This window comes from Thermoanaerobaculia bacterium (assembly GCA_018057705.1).
In the GTDB taxonomy this organism is placed as follows: Bacteria; Acidobacteriota; Thermoanaerobaculia; order Multivoradales; family JAGPDF01; genus JAGPDF01.
In genome coordinates this window covers 28,518-55,260 of the sequence record JAGPDF010000028.1, presented here as the reverse complement: position 1 = coordinate 55,260, position 26,743 = coordinate 28,518, and the positions used below count along the sequence as shown (strand labels likewise).

Annotated in this window: 21 protein-coding genes; 13 read left to right on the top strand and 8 right to left on the bottom strand. The window is 69.9% G+C overall.

Going from position 1 to position 26,743, the window contains the following annotated elements; translation table 11 throughout:
- From KBI44_10925 to KBI44_10915, 3 genes are all read left to right on the top strand, one after another.
- The coding region (locus KBI44_10925; protein ID MBP9144987.1) for a DEAD/DEAH box helicase at positions 1-1,500 on the top strand (1,500 nt) is incomplete at its 5' end.
- Between the two features lie 133 nt (positions 1,501-1,633).
- Positions 1,634-2,101 (top strand): hypothetical protein, encoded by a 468-nt coding sequence (locus KBI44_10920; GenBank protein ID MBP9144986.1) that lies wholly within the window; start codon positions 1,634-1,636, stop codon positions 2,099-2,101.
- A complete protein-coding gene (locus tag KBI44_10915) occupies positions 2,098-2,829 on the top strand; it encodes a class I SAM-dependent methyltransferase (protein MBP9144985.1) in 732 nt (243 codons plus the stop codon). Before KBI44_10920 ends, KBI44_10915 begins: the two co-directional genes overlap by 4 nt.
- On the opposite strand, the gene KBI44_10910 is transcribed toward KBI44_10915, so the two are convergent.
- Together KBI44_10910 and rsmA are read right to left on the bottom strand one after the other, a co-directional pair.
- Positions 2,826-5,309 (bottom strand): DNA translocase FtsK, encoded by a 2,484-nt coding sequence (locus KBI44_10910; protein MBP9144984.1) that lies wholly within the window; start codon positions 5,307-5,309, stop codon positions 2,826-2,828. The two genes, KBI44_10915 and KBI44_10910, sit on opposite strands and share 4 nt — an antisense overlap.
- A complete protein-coding gene (rsmA, locus tag KBI44_10905; GenBank protein ID MBP9144983.1) occupies positions 5,306-6,196 on the bottom strand; it encodes a ribosomal RNA small subunit methyltransferase A in 891 nt (296 codons plus the stop codon). The genes KBI44_10910 and rsmA overlap by 4 nt, the downstream gene beginning before the upstream one ends.
- A gap of 76 nt (positions 6,197-6,272) precedes the next feature.
- On the opposite strand from rsmA, the gene KBI44_10900 reads away from it, so the two are divergent.
- From KBI44_10900 to lat, 9 genes are all read left to right on the top strand, one after another.
- Positions 6,273-7,325 (top strand): MoxR family ATPase, encoded by a 1,053-nt coding sequence (locus KBI44_10900; protein MBP9144982.1) that lies wholly within the window; start codon positions 6,273-6,275, stop codon positions 7,323-7,325.
- 14 nt (positions 7,326-7,339) lie between these two features.
- Positions 7,340-8,284: a DUF58 domain-containing protein gene (locus tag KBI44_10895; protein ID MBP9144981.1), complete on the top strand. Its 945-nt coding sequence runs from the start codon at positions 7,340-7,342 to the stop codon at positions 8,282-8,284.
- Positions 8,281-9,312: a hypothetical protein gene (locus tag KBI44_10890; protein MBP9144980.1), complete on the top strand. Its 1,032-nt coding sequence runs from the start codon at positions 8,281-8,283 to the stop codon at positions 9,310-9,312. The genes KBI44_10895 and KBI44_10890 overlap by 4 nt, the downstream gene beginning before the upstream one ends.
- The gene (locus KBI44_10885) at positions 9,309-10,304 is read left to right on the top strand and encodes a VWA domain-containing protein (GenBank protein ID MBP9144979.1); all 996 of its coding nucleotides are present in this window, start codon (positions 9,309-9,311) and stop codon (positions 10,302-10,304) included. Before KBI44_10890 ends, KBI44_10885 begins: the two co-directional genes overlap by 4 nt.
- On the top strand, positions 10,301-11,323 hold the full coding sequence (locus KBI44_10880) for a VWA domain-containing protein (protein ID MBP9144978.1): 1,023 nt from the start codon (positions 10,301-10,303) through the stop codon (positions 11,321-11,323). The genes KBI44_10885 and KBI44_10880 overlap by 4 nt, the downstream gene beginning before the upstream one ends.
- A 32-nt stretch (positions 11,324-11,355) precedes the next feature.
- On the top strand, positions 11,356-12,213 hold the full coding sequence (locus tag KBI44_10875; protein MBP9144977.1) for a hypothetical protein: 858 nt from the start codon (positions 11,356-11,358) through the stop codon (positions 12,211-12,213).
- Positions 12,210-14,018 carry a protein BatD gene (locus KBI44_10870; GenBank protein MBP9144976.1) on the top strand — a complete coding sequence of 603 codons (1,809 nt, stop codon included), beginning with the start codon at positions 12,210-12,212 and terminating at the stop codon, positions 14,016-14,018. Before KBI44_10875 ends, KBI44_10870 begins: the two co-directional genes overlap by 4 nt.
- 73 nt (positions 14,019-14,091) lie before the next feature.
- A complete protein-coding gene (locus KBI44_10865) occupies positions 14,092-15,243 on the top strand; it encodes a sensor domain-containing diguanylate cyclase (GenBank protein ID MBP9144975.1) in 1,152 nt (383 codons plus the stop codon).
- A gap of 110 nt (positions 15,244-15,353) precedes the next feature.
- A complete protein-coding gene (gene lat, locus KBI44_10860; GenBank protein ID MBP9144974.1) occupies positions 15,354-16,697 on the top strand; it encodes an L-lysine 6-transaminase in 1,344 nt (447 codons plus the stop codon).
- A 24-nt stretch (positions 16,698-16,721) separates the two neighbouring features.
- Here lat and KBI44_10855 read toward each other — a convergent pair whose 3' ends face one another.
- Positions 16,722-18,758, bottom strand: a complete 2,037-nt coding sequence (locus KBI44_10855) for an O-antigen ligase family protein (GenBank protein MBP9144973.1) — start codon at positions 18,756-18,758, stop codon at positions 16,722-16,724.
- 221 nt (positions 18,759-18,979) lie between these two features.
- Here KBI44_10855 and KBI44_10850 point away from each other — a divergent pair, with 221 nt between their 5' ends.
- A complete protein-coding gene (locus tag KBI44_10850; protein ID MBP9144972.1) occupies positions 18,980-20,515 on the top strand; it encodes an aldehyde dehydrogenase family protein in 1,536 nt (511 codons plus the stop codon).
- A gap of 39 nt (positions 20,516-20,554) precedes the next feature.
- Here KBI44_10850 and KBI44_10845 read toward each other — a convergent pair whose 3' ends face one another.
- From KBI44_10845 to KBI44_10825, 5 genes are all read right to left on the bottom strand, one after another.
- A complete protein-coding gene (locus tag KBI44_10845) occupies positions 20,555-22,111 on the bottom strand; it encodes a PAS domain S-box protein (GenBank protein MBP9144971.1) in 1,557 nt (518 codons plus the stop codon).
- Between the two features lie 76 nt (positions 22,112-22,187).
- The gene (locus KBI44_10840; GenBank protein MBP9144970.1) at positions 22,188-22,871 is read right to left on the bottom strand and encodes a class I SAM-dependent methyltransferase; all 684 of its coding nucleotides are present in this window, start codon (positions 22,869-22,871) and stop codon (positions 22,188-22,190) included.
- A 7-nt stretch (positions 22,872-22,878) separates the two neighbouring features.
- Positions 22,879-24,609 (bottom strand): TRAP transporter large permease subunit, encoded by a 1,731-nt coding sequence (locus tag KBI44_10835; GenBank protein MBP9144969.1) that lies wholly within the window; start codon positions 24,607-24,609, stop codon positions 22,879-22,881.
- Between the two features lie 50 nt (positions 24,610-24,659).
- Positions 24,660-25,718, bottom strand: a complete 1,059-nt coding sequence (gene dctP, locus KBI44_10830) for a TRAP transporter substrate-binding protein DctP (protein ID MBP9144968.1) — start codon at positions 25,716-25,718, stop codon at positions 24,660-24,662.
- On the bottom strand, positions 25,711-26,691 hold the full coding sequence (locus KBI44_10825) for a hypothetical protein (protein ID MBP9144967.1): 981 nt from the start codon (positions 26,689-26,691) through the stop codon (positions 25,711-25,713). The genes dctP and KBI44_10825 overlap by 8 nt, the downstream gene beginning before the upstream one ends.
- Between the last annotated feature and the right edge of the window lie 52 nt (positions 26,692-26,743).

Genomic DNA, 26,743 nt, shown 5'->3' with positions numbered 1-26,743 from the left:
GACCTTCACCCCGATCTGCTGAAGGGCGTGAAGTCCCTGGGCTTCACCCGCCCGACGCCGATCCAGAACGACGCCATCCCGCCGGCCCTCGAGGGCCGCGACGTCCTCGCCTGCGCGATGACCGGCAGCGGCAAGAGCGCGGCGTTCCTGCTCCCGATCATGAACCGCCTGATGGGCAAGAAGCGCGGCACGACGCGCGCCCTCATCCTCACCCCGACCCGCGAGCTCGCCGCCCAGATCGACGAGCACCTGCGCGATCTCGCCGTCCACACGCCGCTCTCGGGCGCCGCGATCTACGGCGGCGTCGGCATGGGTCCGCAGGAGCACGCCTTCCGCAGCGGCGTCGACGTCATCGTCGCGACGCCCGGGCGTCTCCTCGACCATTTCCAGTACAAATACGCGAAGCTCGAAGGGCTCGAGGTGCTCGTCCTGGACGAGGCCGACCGGATGCTCGACATGGGCTTCCTGCCGGACATCCGGCGAGTTCTCAAGCATCTGCCGACCAAGCGCCAGACGCTGTTCTTCTCGGCGACGCTCCCCTATCCGATCATCGAGCTGTCGCGCGAGATGCTCAAGGACCCGGCGATGATCTCGATCGAGCGCAAGTCGGCGCCGGCCACCGGCATCACCCAGTCGGTCTTCCCGGTTTCGCAGGAGCTCAAGACGTCGCTCCTGGCGTCGCTCCTCGAGCGCGGCGAGATCACCAACGCCATCGTCTTCACACGCACCAAGCACCGCGCCAACCGTCTCTTCGAGCAGCTGGAGAAGCGCAAGATCAACGTCGCGCGGATCCACGGCAACCGCAGCCAGGCGCAGCGCACCGAAGCGCTCACCGGCTTTCGCAGCGGGCGTTACCGGATTCTCGTGGCGACCGACATCGCCGCCCGCGGCATCGACGTCGAGGCGCTCTCGCACGTCGTGAACTTCGACGTGCCGAAGATCCCGGACGACTACATCCATCGCGTCGGCCGCACGGCGCGCGCCGAGGCGACCGGCGATGCCATCACTTTCGTCTCGCCCGACGAGGAGAACGAGTTGCGGGCCATCGAGCGCGCCATCGGCAAACGGCTGCCGCGCGTCACCGTGCCGGACTTCGACTACAGCCACAAGCCGGTCGAAAAGCTCGAGATCCCGCTGCAGGACCGGATCGCCGAGATCCGGGCCAGGAAGTCCGAAGAACGCGCCCGCGCCAAGGCCAACGCCGACCGCCGCGGCGGAAGCCGGCCCGGCGCCGCCGCCCCGGCGCGCGGCTCGCGTCCCGCCGCCGCAGGGGGCCGTCCAGCCACCGCCGGAGGAAGGACCAGCGCGGCACCGTCACGTCCGTCCGGTGGACCGGCCCGCCCGCGGGTTGCGGACGGCAACACCGGCGGCGCGCCCGCGAATCCGAGCGGCGCTCCCCGGAGCGTCTTCGGACGCGGCCCGGCGCCGGCCTCGCGCGGCGCCGCGCCCAGCGGGAACCGTTACGGCAAGACTCCGCCCGGACGCCGCCGCGACCGCTGACCGCTCGTGCGAAGCGCGGGAGGCCAGCGGAGCGAAAGGTAGGAAAGAAGAAAAGGACCGGTAAAGGGAAAAAAGAGCTGGATGATTCGGCCGTGAGGGACTCAGCGCCGCCTGTCTGATGCAGGATAGGCGCATGAGATCCTCCCGGCCGATTCCTTTCTCCTTTCTATTTACCGGTCTTTTGCTTTTCGGTTGTGGCGCAACGGCTGCTCCGACCGACCCCGCTACGTCTGCAGGAGAGAACCTGGTGAAGCCCGACGCCGCTGGCCGGTTCGACCTTTCCGTTTCCGATCGAGCCGAGGTAGCTCCCGGGATCGTCCTGACTCTCGAGCGGGTGGTGGCCGACAGCCGATGCCCGGTCGACGTCACCTGCGTCTGGGCGGGCGAGATCCGGCTTGCCTTCGCCCTCGAGTCGCCGCAGGGCGAGGCACCGCGCTTCGAGTTCGAGCTCGCAACGACGGCGCCGACTGCCGAGGTACGCGGCCTGCGCTTCGAGCTCCTCGGTGTTACCCCCGAGGCGCGCTCGACGCGAAAGCTCACCGCCGCCGACTATGGGATCGCGCTGCAGGTCACTCCCTCCGCGTCGCGGGATCTCCAGTGACGGCTTTGCTGCAGAGCGCCGGGCACTGCCCCACCTGCGATCGCGACGTGACCTTCGTCGCCTCGCAGGAGTGGCTGCGCGACTACTTCGCCTGTTCGCACTGCGGCAGCATCCCGCGCGAACGGGCGCTGATGCTCACCATCGAGCGTTTCTATCCCCGCTGGCGCGAGCTCGTCATTCACGAATCTTCGCCAGGCAGCCGCGGCGCGAGCGTGCGCCTCGCGGCGGAGTGCCCGAGCTACATCCCGTCGCACTACTTTCCCGGCACGCCCTCCGGAGGCTCGGTCGGCGGCGTGCGCTGCGAGGATCTCGAAGCCATGTCGTTCGCGGACGGCAGTGTCGACCTCCACGTGACGCAGGACGTGCTCGAACACGTCTTCCGGCCGGACGAGGTCTTCCGCGAGATCGCCCGCACGCTCAAGCCCGGGGGCGCCCACATCTGCACGGTGCCTTTGGTCCACAAGGAGCGCCCCAGCCGGCGGCGCGCGCGGCTCGGCCAGGGTGGCGAGGTCCTCCACCTCGAGCCCCCCGAGTACCACGACAATCCACTCACTCCGGAAGGCTCGCTGGTCACGTTCGACTGGGGCTACGACATCTGCCGTCACATCTTCGACGCCTCCGGCCTGTTCACGGAGATCGCCTGGATCGACGACCTCTCACGCGGCATCCGCGCCGAGTACATCGAAGTGCTGGTCACCCTGAAGCCGGCTGCCGGAGGCAGAGCCTAGCGGTCGAGCGTCTCGTCGACTTCCGTGAAGTAGTTGGGCGGCACGAGGACGTCGCGCGGCTTGCTGCCCTGAGCGGGCCCCAGGAGGCCTTCGCGCTCCATCATGTCGATGAGGCGCGCGGCGCGCGAGAAGCCGACCCGCATGCGGCGCTGCAGGAAACTCGCGGAGGCCTGGCGCTCCTGGACGACGAGCCGGGCGGCCTGGTCGAAGAGGTCGTCGTCGATCGGTCCCGCGCCCCCTTCGTTGCCATTCTCCTCCGGACCCGCGAGTACCGCCGGGTCGAGGACGGGCTTGCCCTGCTTCTTCAGCCAGCGCACCAGCGCGGCCGTCTCCTGCTCGGAGATGTACGGACCGTGCAGGCGGATCGGCCGACTGCTGCCCGGGGGCAGGAAGAGCATGTCGCCCTTGCCCAGGAGCTTCTCGGCGCCGACGCCGTCGAGAATCGTCCGCGAGTCGTGCCGGCTCGCCGTCGCGAACGACAGCCGGCAGGGGAAGTTCGCCTTGATGGTGCCGGTGAGAATGTCCACCGACGGCCGCTGGGTCGCTACGATGAGGTGGATGCCGACCGCGCGCGCCATCTGGGCGAGCCGCGCGATCGAGGTCTCGACCTCCGCCGCCGCGACCATCATCAGATCGGCGAGCTCGTCGATGATGATCACGTAGTACGGCAGCGGCTTGAGATCGGATTCGCGCACCGGGCCCTCGGTGTCGGTCAGCTCGAGGCGCTTGCGGACTTCGGGGTCGCGGATCGCCCGGTTGTAGAAGTCGATCGACCGCACATGCACCTCGGCGAGGAGCTTGTAGCGCCGCTCCATCTCGGCCACCGCCCAGCGCAGGGCGTTCGCCGCCTTCTTCGGTTCGACCACGACCTCGGTCTTCAAGTGCGGGATATCGGCGTAGACCCCGAGCTCGATGCGCTTCGGATCGATGAAGATGAACTGCACCTGGTCGCGCGTCGCCTTGTAGAGGATCGAAGTGATGAGGCTCTGCAGGCCGATCGACTTGCCCGATCCGGTGGCGCCGGCAACGAGCAGATGCGGCATCGTCGCGAGGTCGGCGTAGTAGGGTTCGCCGTGGATCGTCATGCCGATGGCGAGCGACAGCAGCGAGGGCGACCGGCGGAACGCGTCGTTGGCGAGCATCGAGCCGAGCCGGATCATCCCGCGGCGCGGATTCGGCACCTCGACGCCCAGGGTCGACCGCCCCGCGATCCGGTCGATGCGCACCGACTCGGCCTTCAACGCGAGCGCCAGATCGTCCTGGAGGTTGACGATCTGGCTGACCTTCACCCCGGGGGCGGGCTGGAACTCGAATACCGTGATCACCGGGCCCGGGCCGATGCCCTCGATGGTGCCCTCGACCCCGAATTCGTGGCAACGGGAGCGGATCGCCTCGCCGAGGCGGACGAGCTCGTCCTCGTCGATCGTCGGCTTCTCGTTCTCGAGCTGGAGGAGATTGAGCGGCGGCAGCTCCGACTCGGTCTGGGTTTCGACGAAACCGAACTCCTTCTGCTTCTCCTTGCGCGCCGGCGTCTCGGGGGCAAACGCGCCGGTGGATGGAGCGAGCGCCGACGCCGCTCCGCCTGGCAGCGGCATCGGATTCGAGGGTGCTGCGACCCGACGGACCGTGACCGGGCGGTCCGCCGGCCGGTCGGGGCCGCGCAACGGCAGGTCGAGGCGGCCGCCGGCCGCCGGCAGCGCGACCTCTCCCGAGGAAGGATCGGCACCGGTGTCGGAAGCCGGGGAACCCGGACGCTTTCCCGACGCGACACCGGCGAGCCTGTCGAGACGCTCCTGTTTCTCTTCGGCGACACGCTGCAGGTGCTTGACGACGACGCGATTGCGCGAGCGCTCCTTCTCCTTGCGCTCGGCCTTGCGGGCGCGCGCCAGCCGCCACTGATCGAGCATGCCGGAGAAGCGCCGCCGCCAGCGGTCGAGGAGCTCGCCGAGGCTCGTCTGGACGAGCAGCGCGACGCCGACGATGCAGAGCGCCAGCAGGAGGACGAACGCGCCGGCGAAGTTCATCCGCTGCGCGAGAGCGCCGGAGAACACGACTCCGAGGGCGCCGCCGGAATCGATCGCCTCGCCCCTCCAGAGGAGCGACGGAACCAGCAGTTGCAGCAGCGCCGGCAGACTCCCCATCATCAGGACCGCTCCGGCGCCCCGCCCGACGACGGTCGGCCGCGCCCGGGGGCGCAGCCGCCGCAAGGCGGCGACAGCGAGGAGGAAGGGGATCAGCAGGCAGGTCAGGCCGAGCAGGCCGAATCCGGCGGCGGCGATCTCGGCACCGAAGCCACCGATCCAGTTGCGGGTCGGCGCGGCGCCGGAGACCTGGCGCAGGAAGCTCGGGTCGGAAGGCGCGAAGCTCGCGAGGCTGGCTCCGCAGAGGAGCGCCAGCGCGGCGAAGACGACGCCGACGATCTCGCGCCCCTTGTCGGGGGAGATCTCGACCCGGGGCTGCTCACGACGCGGTTCGCTCAAGGTTTTCTAGGGTTTCCCGTGCTTTCGATGGCACCGAGAATACCACCCGGCGCAGCGGCCTCCGTTCCGGCGTGCCCGGAAAGGGCGCGGGAAAGGGCCAGAAAATCGTCCATCGCCAGACTCTCAGCGCGCGTCTTGGGGTCGTAGCCGACGGTCGCCAGGGCGGTTTCGACAGCCGGGCGCGAAAAGCTGCTGGTAAAGGAGTTGAGAAGCGTCTTGCGCCGCTGACGGAACGCGGCGCGCAGGAGCCGCTCGAACTCCGGCATATCGCTTTCAGGGAGCGGCGCAGGGTGCAGACGCAGACCGACGAAGGCGCTGTCGACCTTGGGTGGCGGGACAAAGGAACCGGGCCGGACGATACCCAGGCGGATGACGCTCGCCCTCGCCTGTGTGAGCAGCGACAAGGAGCCGTACTCGGGATCCCCGGGTTTGGCCGTCAGCCGGTCGACGACCTCGCGCTGCAACAGGAACGCCGCCCGCTCGACCTGGGGATAGGCGCGCAGGACGCGGTCCACGATCGCCGTCCCGATCTGGTACGGCAGATTTCCGCAGACCAGCGTCCCGGAGGGCACGGCGGACCAGTCGAACTCGAGAACGTCGCCCACCTTTACCGAGAGCTTTTCGCTCGCCAGGCGCGAGCGCAGGGTCTCCGCCCACTCCGGATCGAGCTCCAGGGCGAGAACCTCGGCGCCGGCGGAGAGCAGTTCGGCCGTCAGCACGCCCCCTCCCGGGCCGATCTCGACGACGAACGGGGGTAAGGCTGCCGGCCCGGTACTCGCGAAGAGAAACTCGAGCAGCGGCCGGCAGAGGCTCCCCTCCCGCAGGTGATGCTGCCCCAGGGCCTTCTTGCGGCGGGGCCGCGCCGGGAATGTAGTCTCTGCCTTCAAGTTGTCGCTCCGCCGCCATCTTGGCACAGCGCGGATGGCATTTCCCTTGCAGCCCGGGCCTCATGGGAGTGTGTGCATGGAACCCCAATGGAATCCTGATCCGACCGCGAGCACCCGAACCTCGACGCCGCCGGCCCCTCCCGCGGCGCCGGCAGCACCCGTCATTCCGTCCATCGAGCGCGAGTCTCTCGCCCTGAAGCAGGTCGAGGCCGAGATCCGGCGCGTCATCGTCGGCCAGGACTACCTCGTCGAGCGGCTGCTGGTGGGCCTGCTGGCCCGCGGCCACGTTCTCATCGAGGGCGTCCCCGGCCTCGCGAAGACGCTGGCCGCGAAGACGCTGGCACGAACGCTGGCCATCGACTTCAAGCGCGTGCAGTTCACGCCCGACCTGCTGCCGGCCGACCTCGTCGGCACCCTGATCTACGATCCGCGCAAGGGCGAGTTCGAGCCCCGGCGCGGTCCGATCTTCACCAACGCGCTGCTCGCCGACGAGATCAACCGAGCTCCCGCCAAAGTGCAGTCGGCGCTCCTCGAGGCGATGGAAGAGCGACAGGTCACTCTCGGTGACACGACCTACAGCCTCCCCGAGCCCTTTCTCGTTCTCGCGACGCAGAACCCGATCGAGCAGGAGGGCACCTATCCCCTCGCCGAGGCGCAGATCGACCGCTTCATGCTGAAGCTCAAGATCGGCTACCCGACCCGGGCCGAAGAGGAGGAGATCCTCGAGCGCATGATGGTCGAGCACGAAGTGGAGATCCACCCGGTGCTCGACCAGGCGCGCCTGATCGAGTTGCGTCGCGCCTGCGACGCGATCTACCTCGACGGCAAGCTCCGCGGCTACCTGCTCGACCTCGTCACCGCCACGCGGCAACCGGCGGCGGCCGGGATGAAGGAGCTCGCGCCGCTCATCGCCTTCGGCGCCTCGCCCCGCGCGACGCTCTTTCTGGCGCGCGCCGCCAAAGCGATGGCGCTGCTTTCCGGCCGCGGCTACGTCATCCCGGAGGACGTCAAGGAGATCGCCCCCGATGTCCTGCGGCATCGCGTCGTGCCGACCTACGAAGCCGAAGCGCAGAACCTGACCAGCGACGACCTCGTCGCCCGGCTCCTCGACCGCGTCGAGGTCCCTTAAGTTCGGGCACCCTGATGCTCTCCGCGCTGCGCGAGCGCTGGCGGCGCCGCGAAGCGGCCGCCCCCGCTTCGACGAAAACGGTACGACGAGTACCGGCCGACCTGCTGGCCAAGGTCCGGCGGATCGAGATCTCGACCCGCCGCCTGGTCGACCAGGGGGTCGCCGGCACCTACCACTCGGTCTTCAAGGGCCGCGGCATGGAGTTCGCCGAGGTGCGCCCCTACCAGCCGGGGGACGATGTCCGCACCATCGACTGGAACCGGACCGCCCGCATGGGCGCGCCGTTCGTCAAGCAGTTCGTCGAAGAGCGCGACCTCACGGTCTTCCTCGCCATCGACGTCTCGGGCAGCCTCGGCTTCGGCTCGCGCGCCATCCTGAAGCGCGAGCTCGCCGCCGAGATCTCCGCCCTGCTCGCCTTTGCCGCATTGCGCAATCACGACCGCGTCGGCGCGGCCCTGCTCTCGGACCGTCTCGAGCTGTTCCTGCCGCCGCAGCGGCGACGCAACCAGGTATTGCGGCTCGTGCACGACGTTCTGCAGCATCCGGCCGCCGGCGGTACCGACCTCGAGCGGGGTCTGGGCGCGGTGCTCTCCAACCTCCGCCAGCGCTCGGTGTTGTTCGTGGTCTCGGACTTCGTCGGCGCGCCGCCGGTCCAGGCGCTGCAGCGCGCTGCGACCCGTCACGACGTCATCGTCGTCGAGCTCGCCGACCCGAAGGACCTGCAACCGCCGGCCGCCGGACCTCTGGTGCTGCGCGACGCCGAGACCGGCGAGGTCGCCTTCTACGACGGCAGAAGGAACGCCGCCGCGGAGATCGCGCGGGCCCGCGGCGAGCGCGAAGCACTCCACGCCACGATCCGCAGCCTGGGCCTCGATCACCTCGTGCTCGCCACCGATCGCCCCTACATGCCGGAGCTGGTGGCCTTTTTCGAGTCGCGTCGAAAGCGCCTGCGCCGATGAGAATCCTGCGGTCACTCGTCGCCTTCGCCTTGCTCCTTTCGGCGCCGCAGACCGCGTCATCGGCATCTCCAACGGCGGCCGGCACGGCTCCCGGTGCGACAGTGGCCGCCCCACCAGAGGCGCGGGTCGGGGTCGAGCTCGAACCGGCTGCCCTCGCCGTCGGGGATCCCGTCTCCGCCACCCTCACGCTCGAGCTTCCCGGCGCCGACGCTGCCCGAGAGGCGACGTTCCCCGACTGGTCGAGCGGCTGGGGCGACGTCGAGGTGCTCGCGGCCTCGCCGGTCGAAAAGACCTCCACTCCAGCAGGGGTAAAGCTGGTGCAGCGGCTCCGGCTCACTGCCTTCCGGCCGGGCAGAACAGCGCTGCCGCCGGTCGAAGTTCGACTTTCGGGCGAGCCCGGACGACGCGCCCTCACGCCGCCCGATCTGGCACTCGAAGTACGGTCGGTGATCCCGGCGGACGACAAGGAGCTCGCGCCGGCGCCGCCTTCGCCGCCGCGGTCGCTCGCGGTGCCACGGAGCTTCTGGTGGACCCTCGCGACCGCCGGCGCGCTCACCGCTCTCGCGGCCGTGCTCGCCTGGCGCCGGCGGCCGGGCATCGATCCGCTCGCCGCTCCGGAGCTCTCGCCGCTCGACGAGCTCGAGCGCGCGCTGGGGCTGCTCGCCGCGGAAGCTCCGGCGGGGGCGTTCGTCCACCTGAGCCAGGCGCTGCGGCGCTACCTCGGCCGCCGCCTCGGTTTTCGCGCCCTCGAGAGCACGACGACCGAGGTGCAGCGCCGGCTTGCCGCTGAGCGTTTCGACCCGGCGCTGGTGCAGCGCGCCGTTCGACTGCTGCGCCTCGCCGACCAGATCAAGTTCGCGCTCCGCCCGGCGGAGAGCGCGGAGGCGGCGGCGCGCATCGGCGAGACCCGCGAGCTCGCGGGCGCGATCGAGAGCCACCTCGCACCACCGGTCGCAGTCGAGCCGGCTGCAACGGCAGCTGCCACGGCGGCGGGCGGTTCGGCGGCCGGGGGACGGGGCGCGGCATGACCAGCCTGCCGCAGTTCGCCGATCCGCTCTGGCTGCTCGCCGCGCTGCTCGTGCCGGCTCTCGTCTGGCGTCACCATCGCCGCGGCGGTCGCGGCGCCCTCCTCGCCAGCCGCCTGCCGCGCACCACGGGCGGCGCCTGGCGCCTCCACCTGCCGTTCTACTTCCGGGTGATTGCGCTGCTGGCACTCATCGTCGCTCTCGGGCGGCCCCGGCTCGGCTACTCCTGGGAGGAGGCGACAACCGAAGGGATCGACATTCAGATCGTCATCGACACTTCGGGCAGCATGGGGGCGGAGGACTTTCAGCCCAAGAACCGCCTCTCCGTCGCCAAGCAGGTGGTCCGAGAGTTCATCGCCAAACGTCCGGGCGATCGCATTGGAGTCACGATCTTCGGCGGCACCGCGCTCACCCGGTCGCCGCTCACGACCGATCGCGCCATGCTCGACGAGCTGGTCGCTTCGATCGAGCTCAACATCGTCCAGGACGGGACGGCGATCGGCGTCGCCCTGGCCAACGCCGCCAGCCGGCTGAAGGACAGCAGCGCGAAGTCCAAGGTCGTCGTGCTGGTCACCGACGGTGTCAACAACGCCGGCGAGATCGACCCGCTCTCGGCGGCCGCGGTCGCCAAGGGTCTGGGCCTGCGCGTCTACACCATCGGCGTCGGCCGCGAAGGCCGCGTGCCGGTGCCGGTGCAGGTGCGTGATCCGCTCACCGGACGGATCGAGACCCGCCGCGTTCCGATGGAGGTCCAGGTCGACGAGAAGCTCCTGCGCGCGATCGCCGAACGCACCGGCGGCGCCTTCTTCTCCGCAGTCGATCCGGGCACGCTGCGTGCCGTCTTCGACCGCATCGACCTGCTCGAGAAGACTCCGATGCAGGTCAAGCGCTACATCCGCTACCGCGAGAGCTTCCAGCCGTTCGCCTGGACGGCGCTCGCCTTTCTCCTTCTGCCATTCGTCGCCGGCGCCCTGCGGATGACCGCCGAGCCATGAACTTCGCCGATCCCCGCCTGCTCTGGCTCGCGCTCGCGGCGCCGCTCGCCGCGGCGGCCGCATTCTGGCTGCACCGCCGCCGCGCCACCGCCGAAGCCGCCTGGGCCTCGCGTGCCATCGAGCCCCGGCTGCGCTCCGGCAACCGGCCGCGCGCCGCGGCGTGGGCGGCGATCCTGCTCGGTTTCGCGACCCTGTGTCTCGCGATCGCGCTCGCGCGCCCGCGGTGGGGCGAATCGATCGAGAAGGTCGAGCATCGCGGCGTCGACATCGTCTTCCTGCTCGACACGTCCGCCTCGATGGCGACCTACGACGTTCTGCCGTCGCGGATCTGGCTGGCGCAGTCGTTGGTGCGCCGCATGGCGCAGGAGCTGCCCGGAAACCGGGTGGCGCTGGTCCAGGCGGAGGGCGTGGGCGTGGTCATGGCGCCGCTCACCGTCGACGTCGCCGTGCTCGATCTGCTTCTCGACGCCGTCGAGCCGGGCTCCCTGCCGCTTCCCGGCACGCAGTTCGCTCCCGCGCTGTCGCGCGCGATCGACCTCTTCCCGGCCGGGCACGACAAGCAGCGCGTCCTGATCCTGCTTTCCGACGGTGAGGACCACGACGAGGAGCTGTCACCGGTGATCGATCGCCTGGTCGAAGCCGGAATCGTCGTGCACACGGTCGGAGTCGGCACGAAGCAGGGCGCGCCCGTTCCGGTCGCCGGTGCCGAGGGCGAGTTCAAGCGCACCAGCACCGGTGAGATCGTGATCAGCCGCCTGCAGCCGGCCGTGCTGGAACGGCTCGCCAAGGCCACCGGCGGGATCTACCTCGAAGCGACGAACGCCGGTGTCGATCCGCGGCCGCTCGTCGAGCGAGTCTCGGCCATGCAGAAGCGCGGCATCTCGAGCTCGACGGTGGCGACCCTGGAGGAGCGATTCCAGTGGCCGCTCGCCGCTGCCGGCGTGGCGCTCGCCCTCTGGCTCACGCTTTCGCCCTATGTCCGCTGGCCACGCCGCGCGGCGCGCGAGGAGGCACCCTGAAGCGCCTCGGCCTCCCTGCCGCCCTGCTCACGGTGATCGCTCTGTGCGCCGCCGACGCTCCCGCCGCTGCGCAAGCGGCGGCCGGCACGCCGCCTGGCGGCCCCGGAACCCCCACCCCTCCTGCCACTCAGGGCACCCCGGTGCTCGAGCCCTATCGCTTCAACGCCCGCGAACGCACCGCGCGCGCACTTGCCGCCTGGGAGAAGGGGCGGCCCGAGGAAACGGTCGCTCCACTCGACAGCGCACTGCGGCTGCAGCCGGGCGACCCGCTCGTCGAGTACAACGCCGGCACGGCCCACCTCGCCGCGAGCCAGCCGGACGCCGCGCAACTGCTCGAGCAGGCGGCGAAGCATGCGCCGCCCGAGCTCGCGGCGGATGCCCTCTACAACCTCGGCAACGCGCGTCTGGCGACGAAAGACGCCCGGGGGGCGATCGAGGCCTACAAGAGCTCGCTGCGTGCCCGGGCCGACCAGGCGGGCGCGAAGCGCAACCTCGAGCTCGCGCTGCGCCTGCTCGAGGAGCAGCAGCGCCAGCAGGAGAAGCAGCAGCAGAAGGACTCGCAGGAGAAGCAGAAGCAGGAGGACGGGGAGAACCCGAGCCCGCAGCAGGGCGGCGGCAACGAGCCGCAGGACCGGCAAGGGCCAGCGCAGCCGGACCCGAAGCAGCAGACGCCTCCTCAGCCCGGCGACGGCCAACCCCAGACGGGACAGCCGCCGCAGGCGCAACCACCGCAGAACCGGCCGCTGCCGCAGTTCCAGGAGCAGCAGGATATGACTGCAGAGCAGGCAGCGGCGATTCTCCAGGCGGTCGAGAATCTCGAGCGCCAGCAGCGCCGTGATCAGGCGCGTGCCCTGGCGCGCGCCAAGACCAGCGTGGAGAAGGACTGGTGAGCCGGCTCGCTGGCGCCACCTGCCTCGCGGCGCTGCTCCTCGCGCCGCCGGCTCCCGGCGCCGCCGCCGAGCCACCGGCGTCCGCCACGGCGGTCCTCGAGCCCGCGGTCATCGGGGTCGGCGAGCTCGCGAGCTTCACCATCACGGTGACCTCCGGCGGCTTCGGCGGAATCGACGCCCAGCCGGCGTTCGAGCTCGACAACCTGGAGGTCGCCGGTGGGCCGTCGCAGTCGCACAGCCAGAGCTGGGTGAACGGCAAGACCTCGAGCAAGCTGCAGCTCACCTGGCGCCTGCGCCCCAAGGGCGTCGGGCCGGCGCGCGTGCGGTCGATCGCGCTCACCGTGGCGGGCCAGGCGCTGCGGCTCTCGGACAAGGAGATCGAGGTCCGGCAGGAGCCGCCGCCCCGCCCGCAGCCCGCGCCCGGCCAGCCGGGAGCGCCGGGCGCCCGATCGTTCGACCCATTCGAAGATCTGTTCGGGCGTGCCGGTGCCGGCCGGCGGCGGAATCCGTCGGCGGCCGAGATCGCGCGGCCCAAGGTCTATCTGCGTGCCGAGCTCCAGCCCGCCGCGGTCTACGCCGGCCAGCAGATGACCTACACGCTCTGGCTCTACACGCAGACGGATGTCGGCGCCTACCAGCCGACTCGCCTGCCTGCCTTCAAGGGGTTCTGGGTGCGGGAGATCCCGCAACCGGCAGAGCTCAAGCCGGACTGGCTCGAGCCGAACGGCGAACGCATCGCCCGCTTCGCCATTTTGCGCCGTGCCCTCTTTCCGCTGCAGGCCGGGCGGTTCTCGATCGAAGCCGCAGAGGTCGATCTCGTCGCGCGGATGGCGGAGATCGGCCCGTTCGGAACCCCCTTCGGCCGGTCGGAAACACTGCACCTCAAGACCGAGCCGATCGCGCTCGAAGTCCTCGCCCTGCCCCCCTCGCCGCCCGGCTTCACCGGCGCCGTGGGCGACCTCACCGTCTCGGCCCGTCTCGACCGCTCGACGATCGCCGTCGGCGAGGCCGCCACACTCACCATTCGCTCCACCGGAAACGGCAATCTGCAGAGCCTGCGCGCGCCGCAGCTGCCGATCCCGGACGGCATCCGGACCTTTCCTCCGCGTCAGGAGAGCGCCGAGCGGCTCACCGACGGGAGTCTCGTCTCGTCCCAGGAATGGAGCTACGTACTCGTCGCCGAACGGCCCGGGAGCTTCGAAGTACCGGCGCTCGCGTTGCCCTACTTCGACCCGGCGAAGAGGGAGTTTCGCCAGGCCTCGACCCGCCCGCTGAGACTCGCCGTCACAGGAGATTCGGCGACGGCCGCGGCGCCCCCGCCCGCCGCCCCCCCAGAGCCGTCACCCGCCGCGGCCACGGAGCCCGCCCCGGCCCCGCGCTCCGGCAGGATCTGGCTCTGGGCTGCGGGCGGGGGTCTTCTCGTCGCCGGCCTGCTGGGCGGGGCCGCCCTGGGGCGCACTCACCGGACGTCACGCTCGCGCGGCACCGGCAGGCCGCTCGCCTCTGCCCTGCGGGCGATCGAGGCCTCGGCCACGAAGGCAACGCCGCGCGAGACCGCAGCGGAGATCGAAGAGGCGCTGCGCGCCCACCTGGAGGCGCGCTTCGAGATCGCGCCCGGCACGCCGGTCTCGCATTGGCATGCGCTACTGACCGCCGCGAGGGTTGATCCGGCGACGGCAACGGAGGTCGCCGAGCTCACCCGGGAGCTCCACTATCTGCGTTATGCCCCCGAGCTGGCCGCCGCCGACGAGCTTCGTTCCGATGCCCTGTCGCGGGCGCGGCGCCTTGCTCGGGCCCTGCGCTAGGCGACTGCACAGCTGCCTCTGCGCTACTTCTGGTATCTTTCGCCCGAGTTTTGAGCGACCAGAGCGCTTCGGCATGAGCGAAGTCTTCAGCCTCGACCCCCACGCACTCGAGCAATTCCTCGAGCGTCGACGTGCGTCCCTGCCGAATTTCGAGCCCGAGATGAGCCTCGCGGACAATCTCGTCGAGGTGCTGCGCAAGGCGAACGAGTTCGTACCCTCGCAGGCCGGGTCGATCCTGCTCGACAACCCGCGCCTGAAGCAGGTCGATCGCAGCCGCAACCGGCTCACCTTCCTCGCTGCCTTCGGCGACAAGGCGCAGCTTCTGGTCGGCCAGACACTGCCGGCCGACCAGGGTATCGCCGGACATGTCTACCTGTCGGGCAAGGCCTATTCGTCGAGGGATGTCGCTTCGGACCGCTTCTTCGACGCCTCGATCGACGCTGAGACCCAGTACCGGACCCAGTCGCTGGTCGCCATCCCGATCCGTATCGGAACCGACGTCTGCGGAGTCCTCGAGTTGATCAACCGCCGGGGTGCCGACTCCTACACCGAGCAGGAACGCGACCTGCTCGAGATCTTCGCTGACTACATCTCGATCTCGATCCAGAACGTCCTCGACGGCAGGCTGGCCCAGGAGGCCGCAAAGCGCGACAACCTCACCGGGCTCTTCAACGACCGCTACCTCCACTCGGCGCTCGAGCAGACCCTCGTGCGCTGCCGCACCGAGGAGCTCGACCTGGCGCTGCTCTTTCTCGATCTCGACTACTTCAAGCTGGTCAACGACCGGCACGGGCACCTCGCCGGCTCGCAGGTTCTGCGCGAAACCGGGCAGCTTCTGCGGCGGTCGGTCGGCCTGGCCCGCGCACTGGTGGCGCGCTACGGCGGCGACGAGTTCGTGGTCGTCCTGCCGGATGTTCCGGCAGTGGAGGCGATGGCGATCGCCGAGCGCCTGCGCGCCGACATCGAGCAGGCGGTCTTCTGCAACGCTCCGGGCGAGATTCAGCCCGAACCTCTCTTTCTCTCCGGAATCGGCTGCTCGATCGGGGTGGCGACGCTGTCGCGACACGTCCCGAGAGAACAGAGCCTCGCGATCGCCAAGAGCCAGTTGCTGCGCCTCGCCGATTCGGCGATGTACCGAGCCAAGGAGTCGGGCCGGAACCGTGTGATGCTCGCCGACACCGAAGCCGACCTGAACTCCGGCCTGGCGCGCACCGCGGCGCGTTGACCCCTTCGCGACCGGCCTGATAGGCTGGTGCTGCAGCGCAAGCCCCTGCGAAGGCCTTCCTGCCTTTCGAATCAATGACTTCCAGTAGCCCGATCGACGCGAGGCCCCCGATGACGATCCCCGTCCACAACTCCGTTCGCTTCACCCCGCAAGAGGTGCGAGAGGTTCTTTCGCGGCACATCCTCGTCGACGGCTATCACATGGTTCAGGACATCGAGAAGAGCCATGGCGTGTTCCTCCACGACGCCGTCCGCGGCCGCGACGTGCTCGACTTCTTCGGCCATTTCTCGACCTCGCCCCTCGGTTTCAATCATCCCAAGCTCGCCACCCGCGAGTTCGCCCAGCGGATCCTGCCGGCGGCCCTGAACAAGCCTGCGAACTCCGATATCTACACCACGTTCATGGCCGAGTTCGTCGAGACGTTCGCGCGCACGGTACCGGAGGCTTTTCGCCGGCACCTCTTCTTCATCGAAGGCGGAGCGCTGGCTGTAGAGAACGCGCTCAAGGTCGCCTTCGATTGGAAGGTGCGCAAGAATCTGGCCGCGGGCAGGGGCGAGCTCGGGTCACAGATCCTGCACTTCCGCCAGGCGTTTCATGGCCGCAGTGGCTACACTCTCTCGCTCACCAACACCGCCGATCCGCGCAAGACCCAGTACTTCCCCAAGTTCCCCTGGCCGCGGGTCGTCAATCCGATGCTGCGCTTCCCGCTGACACCGGAGGGGCTCGAGACGACGATGGCACTCGAGCGCCAGGCCGTGACCGAGATCGAGACCGCGGTGGCGAAGCACGGCCACGACATTGCCGCCCTCATCGTCGAGCCGATCCAGGGCGAAGGTGGCGACAACCACTTCCGCGCCGAGTTCCTGAAGAGGCTGCGCGAGCTCGCCGACGAGCACGAGTTTCTGCTGATTTTCGACGAGGTCCAGACCGGCTTCGGCACGACGGGGAAGTGGTGGTCGTTCGAGCATTTCGGCGTCGAGCCGGACCTCTTCTCGTTCGCCAAGAAGACCCAGATCTGCGGCCTCGCCGCCGGTCCGAGGATCGACGAAGTCGACTCGGTGTTCAAGATCTCGTCGCGCATCAACTCGACCTGGGGCGGCAACCTCGTGGACATGGTGCGCAGCCAGCGGATCATCGAAGTCATCGAGGAGGATGCGCTGCTCGCGAACGTCACCGAGGTCGGAGCCCACCTCCTCGAAGGCATCGTCGAGCTCGAGCGCCTCTTCCCGGGCAAGGTCACCAACGGACGCGGCCGGGGCTTCTTCCTCGCTTTCGATCTGCCGGACACCGACACCCGGAACCGCACGCTCACCGCTCTCAACGACAGCGACGTGCTGGGCCTCGCCTCCGGCGACCGCGCCATCCGCATGCGCCCACCGCTCGTGCTCACCCGCGGCGAGGCCGACCTCGGCCTGCGCCGCATCGAGCGCGCCCTGGCGACCATCCTCGGCTGACCTGCGCCGGGCAGCCCTCGCGGCTTACAGCGGCGCGCAGCGGTCGCGCGGGAAGGCGGCGGGGGAGGACTCGTGCATGGCCGCAGCGGAGGGTAGCTTCATCCGACGCACGGCCGCCCGTTCGACCCGGATGCGCGCCACGTCCGCGGGCCAGGGTGACCGGCGGAAAAGGTGCAGCGAGACCGCGAGCGCCGGTGTCGTGTCGATCTGGGCGGCGAGCTCCACCTCGTCGACGGCCCCACCAGGCGATCCGGGTGCCCCCGGAGCCAGTACCGCGTCGGCCGCCTGCTTCAGCATCTCGACCCGCCAGCCGGCGTCGACCCCCGGCCAATGTTCGAGGCGCAACAGGGCCCGCTGGAGGAGCTCTTCGCGCCCGCGCCAGGCGCTCGCCGCCGCGAGGCGCGGTTCGGCGAGCAGGGCTCGTGCTGCACAGTCGACGGCCGAGCTCCTCTCGCGGTCGCCGGCGACCGCCGCGAGATCCCTGCTCATCGTCGCCAAGTGAAACGGTGCGAAGCCGCTCAACGGGTCGAGCGCCAGGGCGCGCTCCGACGCCTCGCGTGCCAGATCCGTCCGTCCGGCTTCGAGCGCCAGCGCCCCTGCCCGCAGCCATAGCGCGGCGACGCCGCGGGCGCTGCGGGCGGCCGCAATCGCCTCGACCGCCCGCTCGCCGACCGGAGCGTCCGAAGACCATGCCCACCGGGCCCTGTAGAGCGCGAACTCCGGGTCGAGCGCCATGGCCTGCGCGACGAGCGGCGCGGCCTTGGCCCGCGTGCGCAGTCCGGCGGCGCGATCGTAGAGTGCCTGGGCGCGGGCGAGCGGCAGGAGAATCGTCACCGCCGCCGCGACATAGAGCCAGACCGGAGCCCCCCAGGCGTCGAGGCGCCGGAGCCGACCTCTACCGGAGGACGCCTGGCGCTGCCCGAGGATCTTGCCCGCCGCGCCTTCGCCGGCCAGGGCCGCCCCCGCCGCCAGCGCCGCCGCCAGCGGCAGGGCGGTGACCGAGAGTTGGGCTCCGCCCAGAGCGGTGAGCAGGAAACCGGCGACACCGGCGAGGCCGGCCTCCACGAGCGCCCGGTCGGCGGCCGACGCAAGGCCACGCCAGCGCCGGAGGCAGAACAGTCCGACGACGGCGCCGGCGAGCGCCAGCCCGACGAATCCGAGCTCGTAGGCCAGTGCCAGCGGCAGCGAGTGCATCTCACCGACGACCTCGCCCGGGGGGTTCACTCCCGGCAGCGGCTGCAGCTGTTCGGCGAGCGTCCAGGGGGTTGATCCGGGTCCCCATCCGGCCACAGGCCTCTCGATCACGCCATGCCATCCGGCGCGCAAATAGACCTCGCGCGCCGAGGCCGAGGAGTCGTCGCCGCGCGCGATCGCCACGGCACGCGGCACCAGCAGCGCCAGTCCGAGGAGGGCCAGGCCGCAGACCAGATGCCGGGCGCGCTCGAAGCGCGCCGCGCCCGCGAGCGCCAGCAGCGCGAGCGCCGCACCGCCGACGAAAGAGCGCGTTTCGACGAGGGCGACGACCGACGCCACGACGGCGACGAGCGCCAGCCAGCGCCCTGCCCCGCGACGGCGCAGCGCCGGCATGGTGAGCGGCAGGGCGATTACCAGGAAGGCTGCGAGGAGGTTGTGGTGGCCGAGCGGCATCGCGGTGCGCGAGCTGCTGTGCTGCACCTCCTGGGCGACCGCCCAGATCGCGGTCGCGCCGACTACGGCGCTCCAGGCCGCGAGGCCGACCTCGCGCCGGCGGTCGGTCGACCAGCAGCGGGCGACGAAGGACGGCAGCAGGAGATAGGCCGGAAGGAGCAGGGCCCCGACGCGCCCCGCGCGCGCCACGGGCGAGACCACGAGGCTGAGAGCGACCGCCGCGACGAGAGCAGCGGCGAGCCAGCGTCCGGCCGGGCCGAGGCGTAGCGGATCGCGCCAGGAAGCGGCGCCGACGATCGCGGCAGCGAGCACCAGTCCCTGTCCGACGGCTCCGGCCGGGAAGGCGGCGGCGCCAGGGAAGGTGCCGCTCCAGAAGGCGAAGCTGGCGAGGAGAAGCGCAGGAAGCAGGGGCATCGAAGCTCCGCATTGTATCGGCAGGCGTCGGCCGGCGTCGGCAGGAGTCGGCGGGAGTCGAGAGGCGATGCCGCTCCCGTCCGGCTCCGCCCGCCCGGAAGCACCTCCGCTGGCCGGCTGCGATAGAATTGCTCGTCTGCGCACGACGCCTCCGGCGCCCGTCCGAACCCGTTCGAGCCACGTCGAAGCGAATCCCCACCGAACCCGAAGCGGAGATCCTCATGACCGTCGCCAGTCCGTCCGAAGTTTCCTCCCTCCTCTCCCGCCTCGGCCTCGCCGAGGAGAACTCCGGCGCCTTCGCCGGCGAATGGCTCGAGACCGCCGGACCGCGGGTCGAGTCGATCAACCCGGCCACCGGAAAAGCGATTGCCGCCGTCCGCGACGCCACCTCCGCCGACTACGAGAAGGTCGCCGCGAGCACCGCGCAGGCGTTCCACGAGTGGAAGCGCTGGCCCGCACCGCGCCGCGGGGAGGTCGTGCGGCAGTTGGGCGAGGCACTTCGCCGCCACAAGGACGACCTCGGCCAGCTGGTCACGCTGGAAGTCGGCAAGGTCCGCACCGAGGGTCTGGGCGAGGTGCAGGAAATGATCGACATGGCCGACTTCTGCGTCGGCCTCTCGCGCCAGCTCTACGGCCTGTCGATGCATTCCGAACGGCCCCTGCACCGCATGTACGAGCAGTGGCACCCGCTCGGCCCGGTGGGCGTCATCTCGGCCTTCAACTTCCCCGTCGCCGTCTGGGCCTGGAACGCGATGATCGCCGCGGTGTGCGGCGATTCGACGCTCTGGAAGCCCTCGGAGCAGGCACCGCTCTCGGCGATCGCCGTGACCCGGATCGCGCAGCAGGTTCTCGCCGCCAACGGCGCGCCGCCGATCTGGAACCTCGCGGTCGGCGACCGCCATGCGGTGGGTGCGCCGCTCGCCGCCGACCGCCGCTTCCCGATGATTTCGGCCACCGGCTCGGTCAGCATGGGCAAGTCGATCGGCAAAGTCCTGGCGGACCGCCTCGGACGGGCGCTCCTCGAGCTCGGCGGCAACAACGGCATCATCGTCACCGCCGACGCCGATCTCGACCTCGCCCTGCGCGCCGTGCTCTTCGCCGCCGTCGGCACGGCCGGCCAACGCTGCACGACGACCCGCCGCCTCTTCCTCCACAAGTCGATCGCCGCGGAGATGAAAGCCAAGCTCGTCAAGGCCTACGGTTCGGTGCGGATCGGCGATCCGAGCGATCCGACGACGCTGATGGGACCCCTCGTGCACGCCAAGGCGGTCGCCGACTATCGCCAGGCGCTCGAAACCGCGGTCGCGCAAGGTGGCAAGATCCTCTACGGCGGGAAGACTCTCGACCGCCCCGGCTTCTTCGTCGAGCCGACGCTCGTCGAGGCGACGGCGCACATGCCGATCACCTGCGAAGAGACCTTCGCGCCGATCCTCTACCTGTTCGAGTTCGAGAGCCTCGACGAGGCGATCGAGATCCACAACAGTGTGCCGCAGGGCCTCTCCTCGGCGATCTTCACGCTCAACATGCGGTCGGCCGAGAAGTTCCTGTCCGTCGACGGCAGCGACTGCGGCATCGCCAACGTCAACATCGGGACCTCCGGCGCCGAGATCGGTGGAGCGTTCGGCGGCGAGAAGGAGACCGGCGGCGGCCGCGAGGCCGGGTCGGACTCCTGGAAGTTCTACATGCGCCGCCAGACCTGCACCCTGAACTTCGGCGAGACCCTGCCGCTCGCCCAGGGTGTCACCTTCGACTTCTGACGCCCTGCCTGTCGGGCCGGTCCCCCGCGGGCCGGCCCCTCAGGAGTCCGGGCAGAGCGCCTGGCGCAGGACCCCGGCGAGCTCGGGAAGGGTCAGCGGCTTCTTCACCAGTGCCCGGACGCCGACCTCGGACAGGAGGTCTCCAGGGAAGTCCTCGATGTGCCCGGTGAGCATGACGACGCCGAGCCCGGGCCTCATCCGGCCGATCTCCCGCGCCAGATCCACGCCGGTCATTCGCGGCATCAGGAAGTCCGTAATGACCAGATCGAACGCCTCGGGCGTCGCGCGCAGCGTCGCCATCGCCAGGAGCGGGTCCGAAAGGGCCGTCACCTCGTAACCGAGGGCGATGAGGCGCCTGCGACCGAGCTCAGCGAGAGCCGGCTCGTCGTCGACGAAGAGGATGCGCTCACCCCTGCCCCGCGGCAAGACGGGCTCGAGGCCGACCTCCTCTGCCTCTTCGGTCTCGAGCGCGGGAAAAAGGCAGCAGACGGTGGTTCCCTGATCCTGCTGGCTCTCGATCCAGGTCGCGCCGCCGTGGTCGCGAACGATACCGTGGACCATCGCCAACCCGAGCCCCGTGCCCTGGCCCTGCGCCTTCGTGGTGAAGAACGGCTCGAAAGCTCGCGCCAGGGTCTCCGCGCTCATGCCGGTTCCGCGGTCACGAATGCGCAGGAGCGCGAACGGGCCCTCGCGCAGCCCGGGGTGGGCGCGGGCGAAACTGTCCTTGGCGTAGAACGGCTCGACGCCGATCTGGATCGCTCCGCCCGCAGGCATCGCATGGGTGGCGTTGGTCACCAGATTCATGACCACCTGGTGGACCGAAGTCGGATCGGCGAGGATGCGGTTGGGAGTGCGATCCAGGTCGAGCAGAATCTCCACGGTCGACGGCAGCGTCGGCCGGAGGAGACGGGAGGCTTCGATCAGCGTCTGCCTGAGATCCATCGGTCGCCGGACGACCTCCTGCCGCCGGCTGAACACGAGAATGCGCTCCACCAGTTCCTTGCCGCGAGCCGCGGCCTCGAGGACCCGCTCCAGGTCGCCGTCGTTCTCCCGCCTCGCTGCCGAGTCGCGAACCAGCTCGGTGTAGCCGACAATGACGGCCAGGATGTTGTTGAAGTCGTGCGCGATGCCGCCCGCCAGGCGACCTACCGCCTCCAGCTTCTGCGCCTGGCGCAACTGCTCTTCGAGCCGCTGATGCTCCTGCTCCGCCGCTTTGCGGGCGGAGATGTCGACGATCGAGCTGATGACGAAGAGACCCTCGCCGGTCGCTACCGGAGTGAGGCCGATCTCGACCGGGAACTCGCTCCCGTCCTTGCGCAACCCGAAGAGCTCGCGTCCAGCGCCCATCGAGCGGACCCTGGGGGCGGCGAAGTAGGTGGCTCGCGAACCGGGGTGGGCGCCACGGTAGCGCTCCGGCACGAGCAGCTCGACCGGCTGCCCGAGCAACTCCTCGCGCGAGCGTCCGAAGAGCCGCTCGATCTCCCGGTTGACCAGCACGATCCTTCCTCCCTGATCGATCATCAACAGGCCGCTGGGCGACGACTCGACCGCCGCGCGCAAACGAACGTCGACGACCCTTGGCGCATCCGGGCACATGCGAGCCACTCCTTTCCTTTCGCGGGCGCCTGCAGGGCGATCCGCCCCTACCCGTTGAGGCGGTTCGAGTGTACCCCTAATCGAGGTGGGGAGCTGCGCAGGCCTGGCTGCTGCGCTCGAGTGCCGCAGGCAGCTCGGCGAGATCCGGCGCAAGCCAGCCGTGGCAGCCGACGCCGGTAAGGCCGAAAGAAGAAAAAAGCTTCTGGTAAAGGGAGGGCGGTCGCAGTTTCAGCGCCAGCTGGTCGCCCTCCACCTCTTCCTGGTTCGTCAGGAGCTCCAGGTAGGCGAGGCCTCCGGTCAGCGTGACGAGCGCCGCTAGTCCTCTCTCGATGGCATCGACTTCGAGGTAGTGCAGGACGTCGGCGCAGATCACCAGATCGAACGGTCCGTCCAGGTTCAGGCTCTCGAGATCGGTGAAGCCTCCCTGGACGATGTTACGGCGTTTGCCGAACCGATTGACGGCATAGGCCGAGGGTTCGACTCCTTGATAGAAGAGCTTCGGGCGCAATCGCAGGAGCTCGGTGCGCCACCTCCCTTCGCCGCAGCCGACGTCGAGCGCCGAGCGGATCGGGCGCTCGAGGAAGCGCTCGGCCATCGCCACCGCCAGCGCCACTCTGCGGCGCAGGGCCGACGGGCCTTCGATGCGGCTCGCGTCGCGCCGGTACCAGCGGTCGAAGTACTCGCGATCGTAGGTCTTTTGCCTTTCCTTTACTGGTCTTTTCGCTTCTGCCTTGTCTCGAACCGCGCTCTCAGTTTTCACCTGCGGCTCACCGGTCGAGAAGGACCAGCGTCAGCCAGGGGAGATAGGTGATCGCGAGCACTCCCACGGCGCGGATCGCCAGCCAGGGCAGCACCGCCAGAGTGATCTCGGACATCGGGCGCTCGAATCGGTACGACGCGAGGAAGAGATTCACCCCGACCGGCGGAGTCAGAAAACCCAACTCCAGGTTGGCGATGAAGATGATCCCGAGATGGATCGGATCGACACCATAAGCGAGAGCCAGCGGCACGATCAGCGGCACGACGACCGCGGTGGCCGAGAAGATGTCCATCAGGCACCCGACCACGATCAGCAGCAGATTGAGCGCCAGGAGAAAGACCCACTTCGAGCCGATGTGCGCCTGCGCCCATTCCAGCAGGTGCATCGGCACCTGCGCGTCCACCAGGTAACTCGTCAGCCCGAGCGCCACGCCGAGGATGAGCAGCACGCCGCCGACCACCAGCACGCATTCGCGCAGCACGTGCGGCAGGCGGCGCCAGGAGATGTCGCGATGGACCGCGAGCCCGACGACCACGGCGTAGAGGACGCTCGCGCCCGCCGCCTCGACCGCCGTGGCGCGGCCGGTGAGCATCAGCACGACGATCAGGACGGGCAGGAGGATCTCCCACTTCGCAGCCCAGGACGCGCGCGCCAACTCCCCAAAGGAGAAAGGCTGGCCACCGATTCCGGACCGCCGCCCTTCGCGGAGGCCCCAGAAAGCGACCGCCCCGACCATCAACATGCCGGGAAGGATGCCGGCCTTGAAGAGGTCTGGGATCGGAACGGAGGCCACGATGCCGTAGAAGATGAGCGGCAGCGCCGGCGGGAAGAGCAGGCCGAGCGCGCCGGAGGAGGTCAGCAGCCCGAGCGAGAAGCGCTCGCGGTAGCGCTCCGCCTGAAGCGTCTGGAAGAGCAGCGCGCCGAGCGCGAGGATCGTCACCCCCGACCCGCCGGTGAAGGTGGTGAAGAAGGCGCAGAGCACCGCCGTCACCACGGCAGTGCCGCCGGGCAACCAGCCGACGGCGGCGCGGAAGAGCGCCAGCAGGCGCAGGGCGGCCTTGCCTTCGGCGAGCAGGAACCCGGTCAGGGTGAAGAGCGGAATCGACGGCAAGGTCGGGTGCACCGCCAGGCGGTAGCTCTCGATCGGCACCACCGCGATCGGCACGCCGTCGGTCAGGAACAGCCAGACGGCGGCGCCACCGAGCAACACGAAGAGCGGCGCCCCGGCCGTCGCCCCGAGCAGCAGGACGACGAGACCCGCGAGCTTGGGAGCGCCCTCTGTCCACAGCGGATACTGCCCGAGGAGCGTGCCCACGACGAGCCCCAGGGCCGCCAGGGCCCGTCCGCTCAGGAGCGGCGAGGCCATCCAGGCCAGCCGCAGCGCGAGCACGACGAAGGCGACCGGCAGCACGAGCTGCGCCACCCAGATCGGAATGCCGAGCGCGACCTCGCCGCCGGCCTCGCGGTCCAGCCGCACCATCTCCAGCGAAGCTCGCGCCAGGAGGATCGAAACCGCGGCGCCGACCGCGCCGGCGAAGATCGCCGCTGCGTGCCGCCATCGTCCTTCCGGAAACAGCGCCGAAGAGGCGATCGCCAGGAGCTTGCCTTCGCGTGCGGCGTAGGCCGCCCCGAGGAAGCCGAGCCAGAGCGTCAGGTGCTGGACGAGGGGCAGCGCACCGGGCACGCCGCTGCCGCCGAGCTGCCGGAGCACGAGCTCACTCGCGACGATGAGCGCCATCGCCGCGAGCGGCAGGATGGCGAGAGTCGATTCAGCGCGGCGCAGGAAGCTCAGTTGCCAGCCCCTCCGCCCGGAGCCGCCGCCGGGCGGGAACGGAACTTCGCAATCGCGGCCTCCGCCGCGGCGAGGATCTCCGCCGGCACCCGTCCGTCGCGCGCCGCGACGGCGAATCGCTGCGCCTCGCCGCGCCAGGACTTCTGCTCCTCTGCACCGATCTCGACGACCGACAGTCCACGCTGGCTCATCTGGTCGATGGCACTCTTGTCCTGCCGCGGAACCTCGGCTTCGAGCCCTTTCTCGGTCGCCTTCGCCGCCGCGAGGACCAAGGCCTGGTCGGCGGGCGAGATCTTGTCCCAGGCGCCCTTCGTGAGCACGACGCCGCCCACCAGCGGGGCCAGGCCCATGCCGAGCATGTAGGGCGTCTGGCGGTACCACTGCAGCGAAAGCGCGGCGATCGGCGTCGTCGGAACGACGTCGATCATCTTGGTCTGGAAGCCGAGCAGAATGTCGGTGGCGGCGAGGGGCACCGGCTGATAGCCGTTCTTCTTCCACGCCTGCACCGCGCTGTCGTCCCCCGCCCAGACGAAGAGCTTCTGCTGCTTCAAGTCGGCCAGGGTGCGAATCGGCTGGCGCGAGAAGAGGTGGATCCAGCCGCCGTGCCCCCAGTGCAGCAGCACGTAGCCCTTCGCCGCCAGCCGCGCCTCGAGCGCCGGGCGCAGCTCGGCGAGCACGAAATAGAGCTCCTCGAAACTCTCGAAGTACATCGGAATCTGGAAGACGTTGAACGCGCTGTCGATCTCCGTCAGCCCGGCCACCGTGATCGCCAGACCCTGGAACTGTCCGGCCCGGGTCTTCCTCATCGCATCCGACTCGTCGCCGGCGACCCCTCCGGCGTAGATCCGCAGTTGCACCCTCCCCGCGGTCTCCTTCGCCCAGCGCTCGCCCATCGCGCGGATGGCCTGATCCCAGATCGAGCCCTGCGGGGCGAGCGTCGCCATCTTGAGCGTCTGCGCGTGGAGGGCCGTTGTGAGAGAGAGGAGCGCCAGCAGCCATGCCGCGGCGACCGTGAGTCGCGCCGGCCGGTGCCGGGACGTGTCAGTTCTATTCATCAGGAGCCTCCTCCCCCGCCGCTGGCGGGAGCTGACCTTCGGATTCGTCGGCTTCATCGACGAAGAAGAAATCGTCGATGCGATCGAGCAGCGTCCGCGCACGGCGCTGGGAGACGAGATTCAACAGACGATCGGGAGGCGAGGCATCCGGGTCGATCGCCAGCGCCTTCTCGAGCGTCTCCCGGTATTCGCGGCGCGCCTGGCGAGCCACCGCCGAAGAGCGCGCCCAGGTGACGTAGGGGCTCGCACGCCGGCCATGCGAGAGCTCGATGGCGCGGTCGAAATGCTCGCGCGCGCGCGCGGCGGACCCGCCCATCATCGCCGGCATCGAGTCGAAGACCAGCAGCGCTTCGTGCAGGGACCCTTGATCCCAGGCCTCTTCGAGCGCCAAGGCGCGCTCGAAGATCGCGCGCACGGTGGGCAACTGGGCCACTCGCTCCGGACGATCGAGACCGAGCGCGACCGCCGAGCCCCAGGCGACGCCGGTCCAGTAGAGCGTCTCGACACCCTGCGCCGAGACCCTGGAGAGCGCGGCGTCGAGCTCCGCGGGAGAACCTTCGAGATCCCCGCCGGCACCGTCGAAGTCGAGATCGAGGGCCCGCTTGCAGTAGCCGAAGGCCCGCAGATAGAGCCTCTCCGCCCGCAGGCGGATCTGCTTCGCGCGTTCGAAGGACTCGACCTCGATCGCCTCGGCCTCGGGCTCGAGGAAGCCGCCGGCGTAGCTCGAGTAGCCGCGGCAGAGACCGAGCTGGAGGCCGGTGTGCCGCGGAGCCTCCTGGGCCAGACTCTCCATCGTCTTGAGCGCGAACGGCAGAGCGTCGCGGACCAGCTCCGGATCGTCCTCCGTGCTCCAGGAAGAGCCACCCTGGGTGAGCGCGGTGCCGACCTTTCCGGCCACGTAGCTGTTCACGGAACAGCCGGCCAGAAGGAGAGCCGCGGCAGAGAGCGGCAGCAGGGGGGAGACGCGAGCCATGGTCGAGGTCATTCTAGACAAAAAAAAGAGAGGGGCGTCGCCGCCCCTCCCT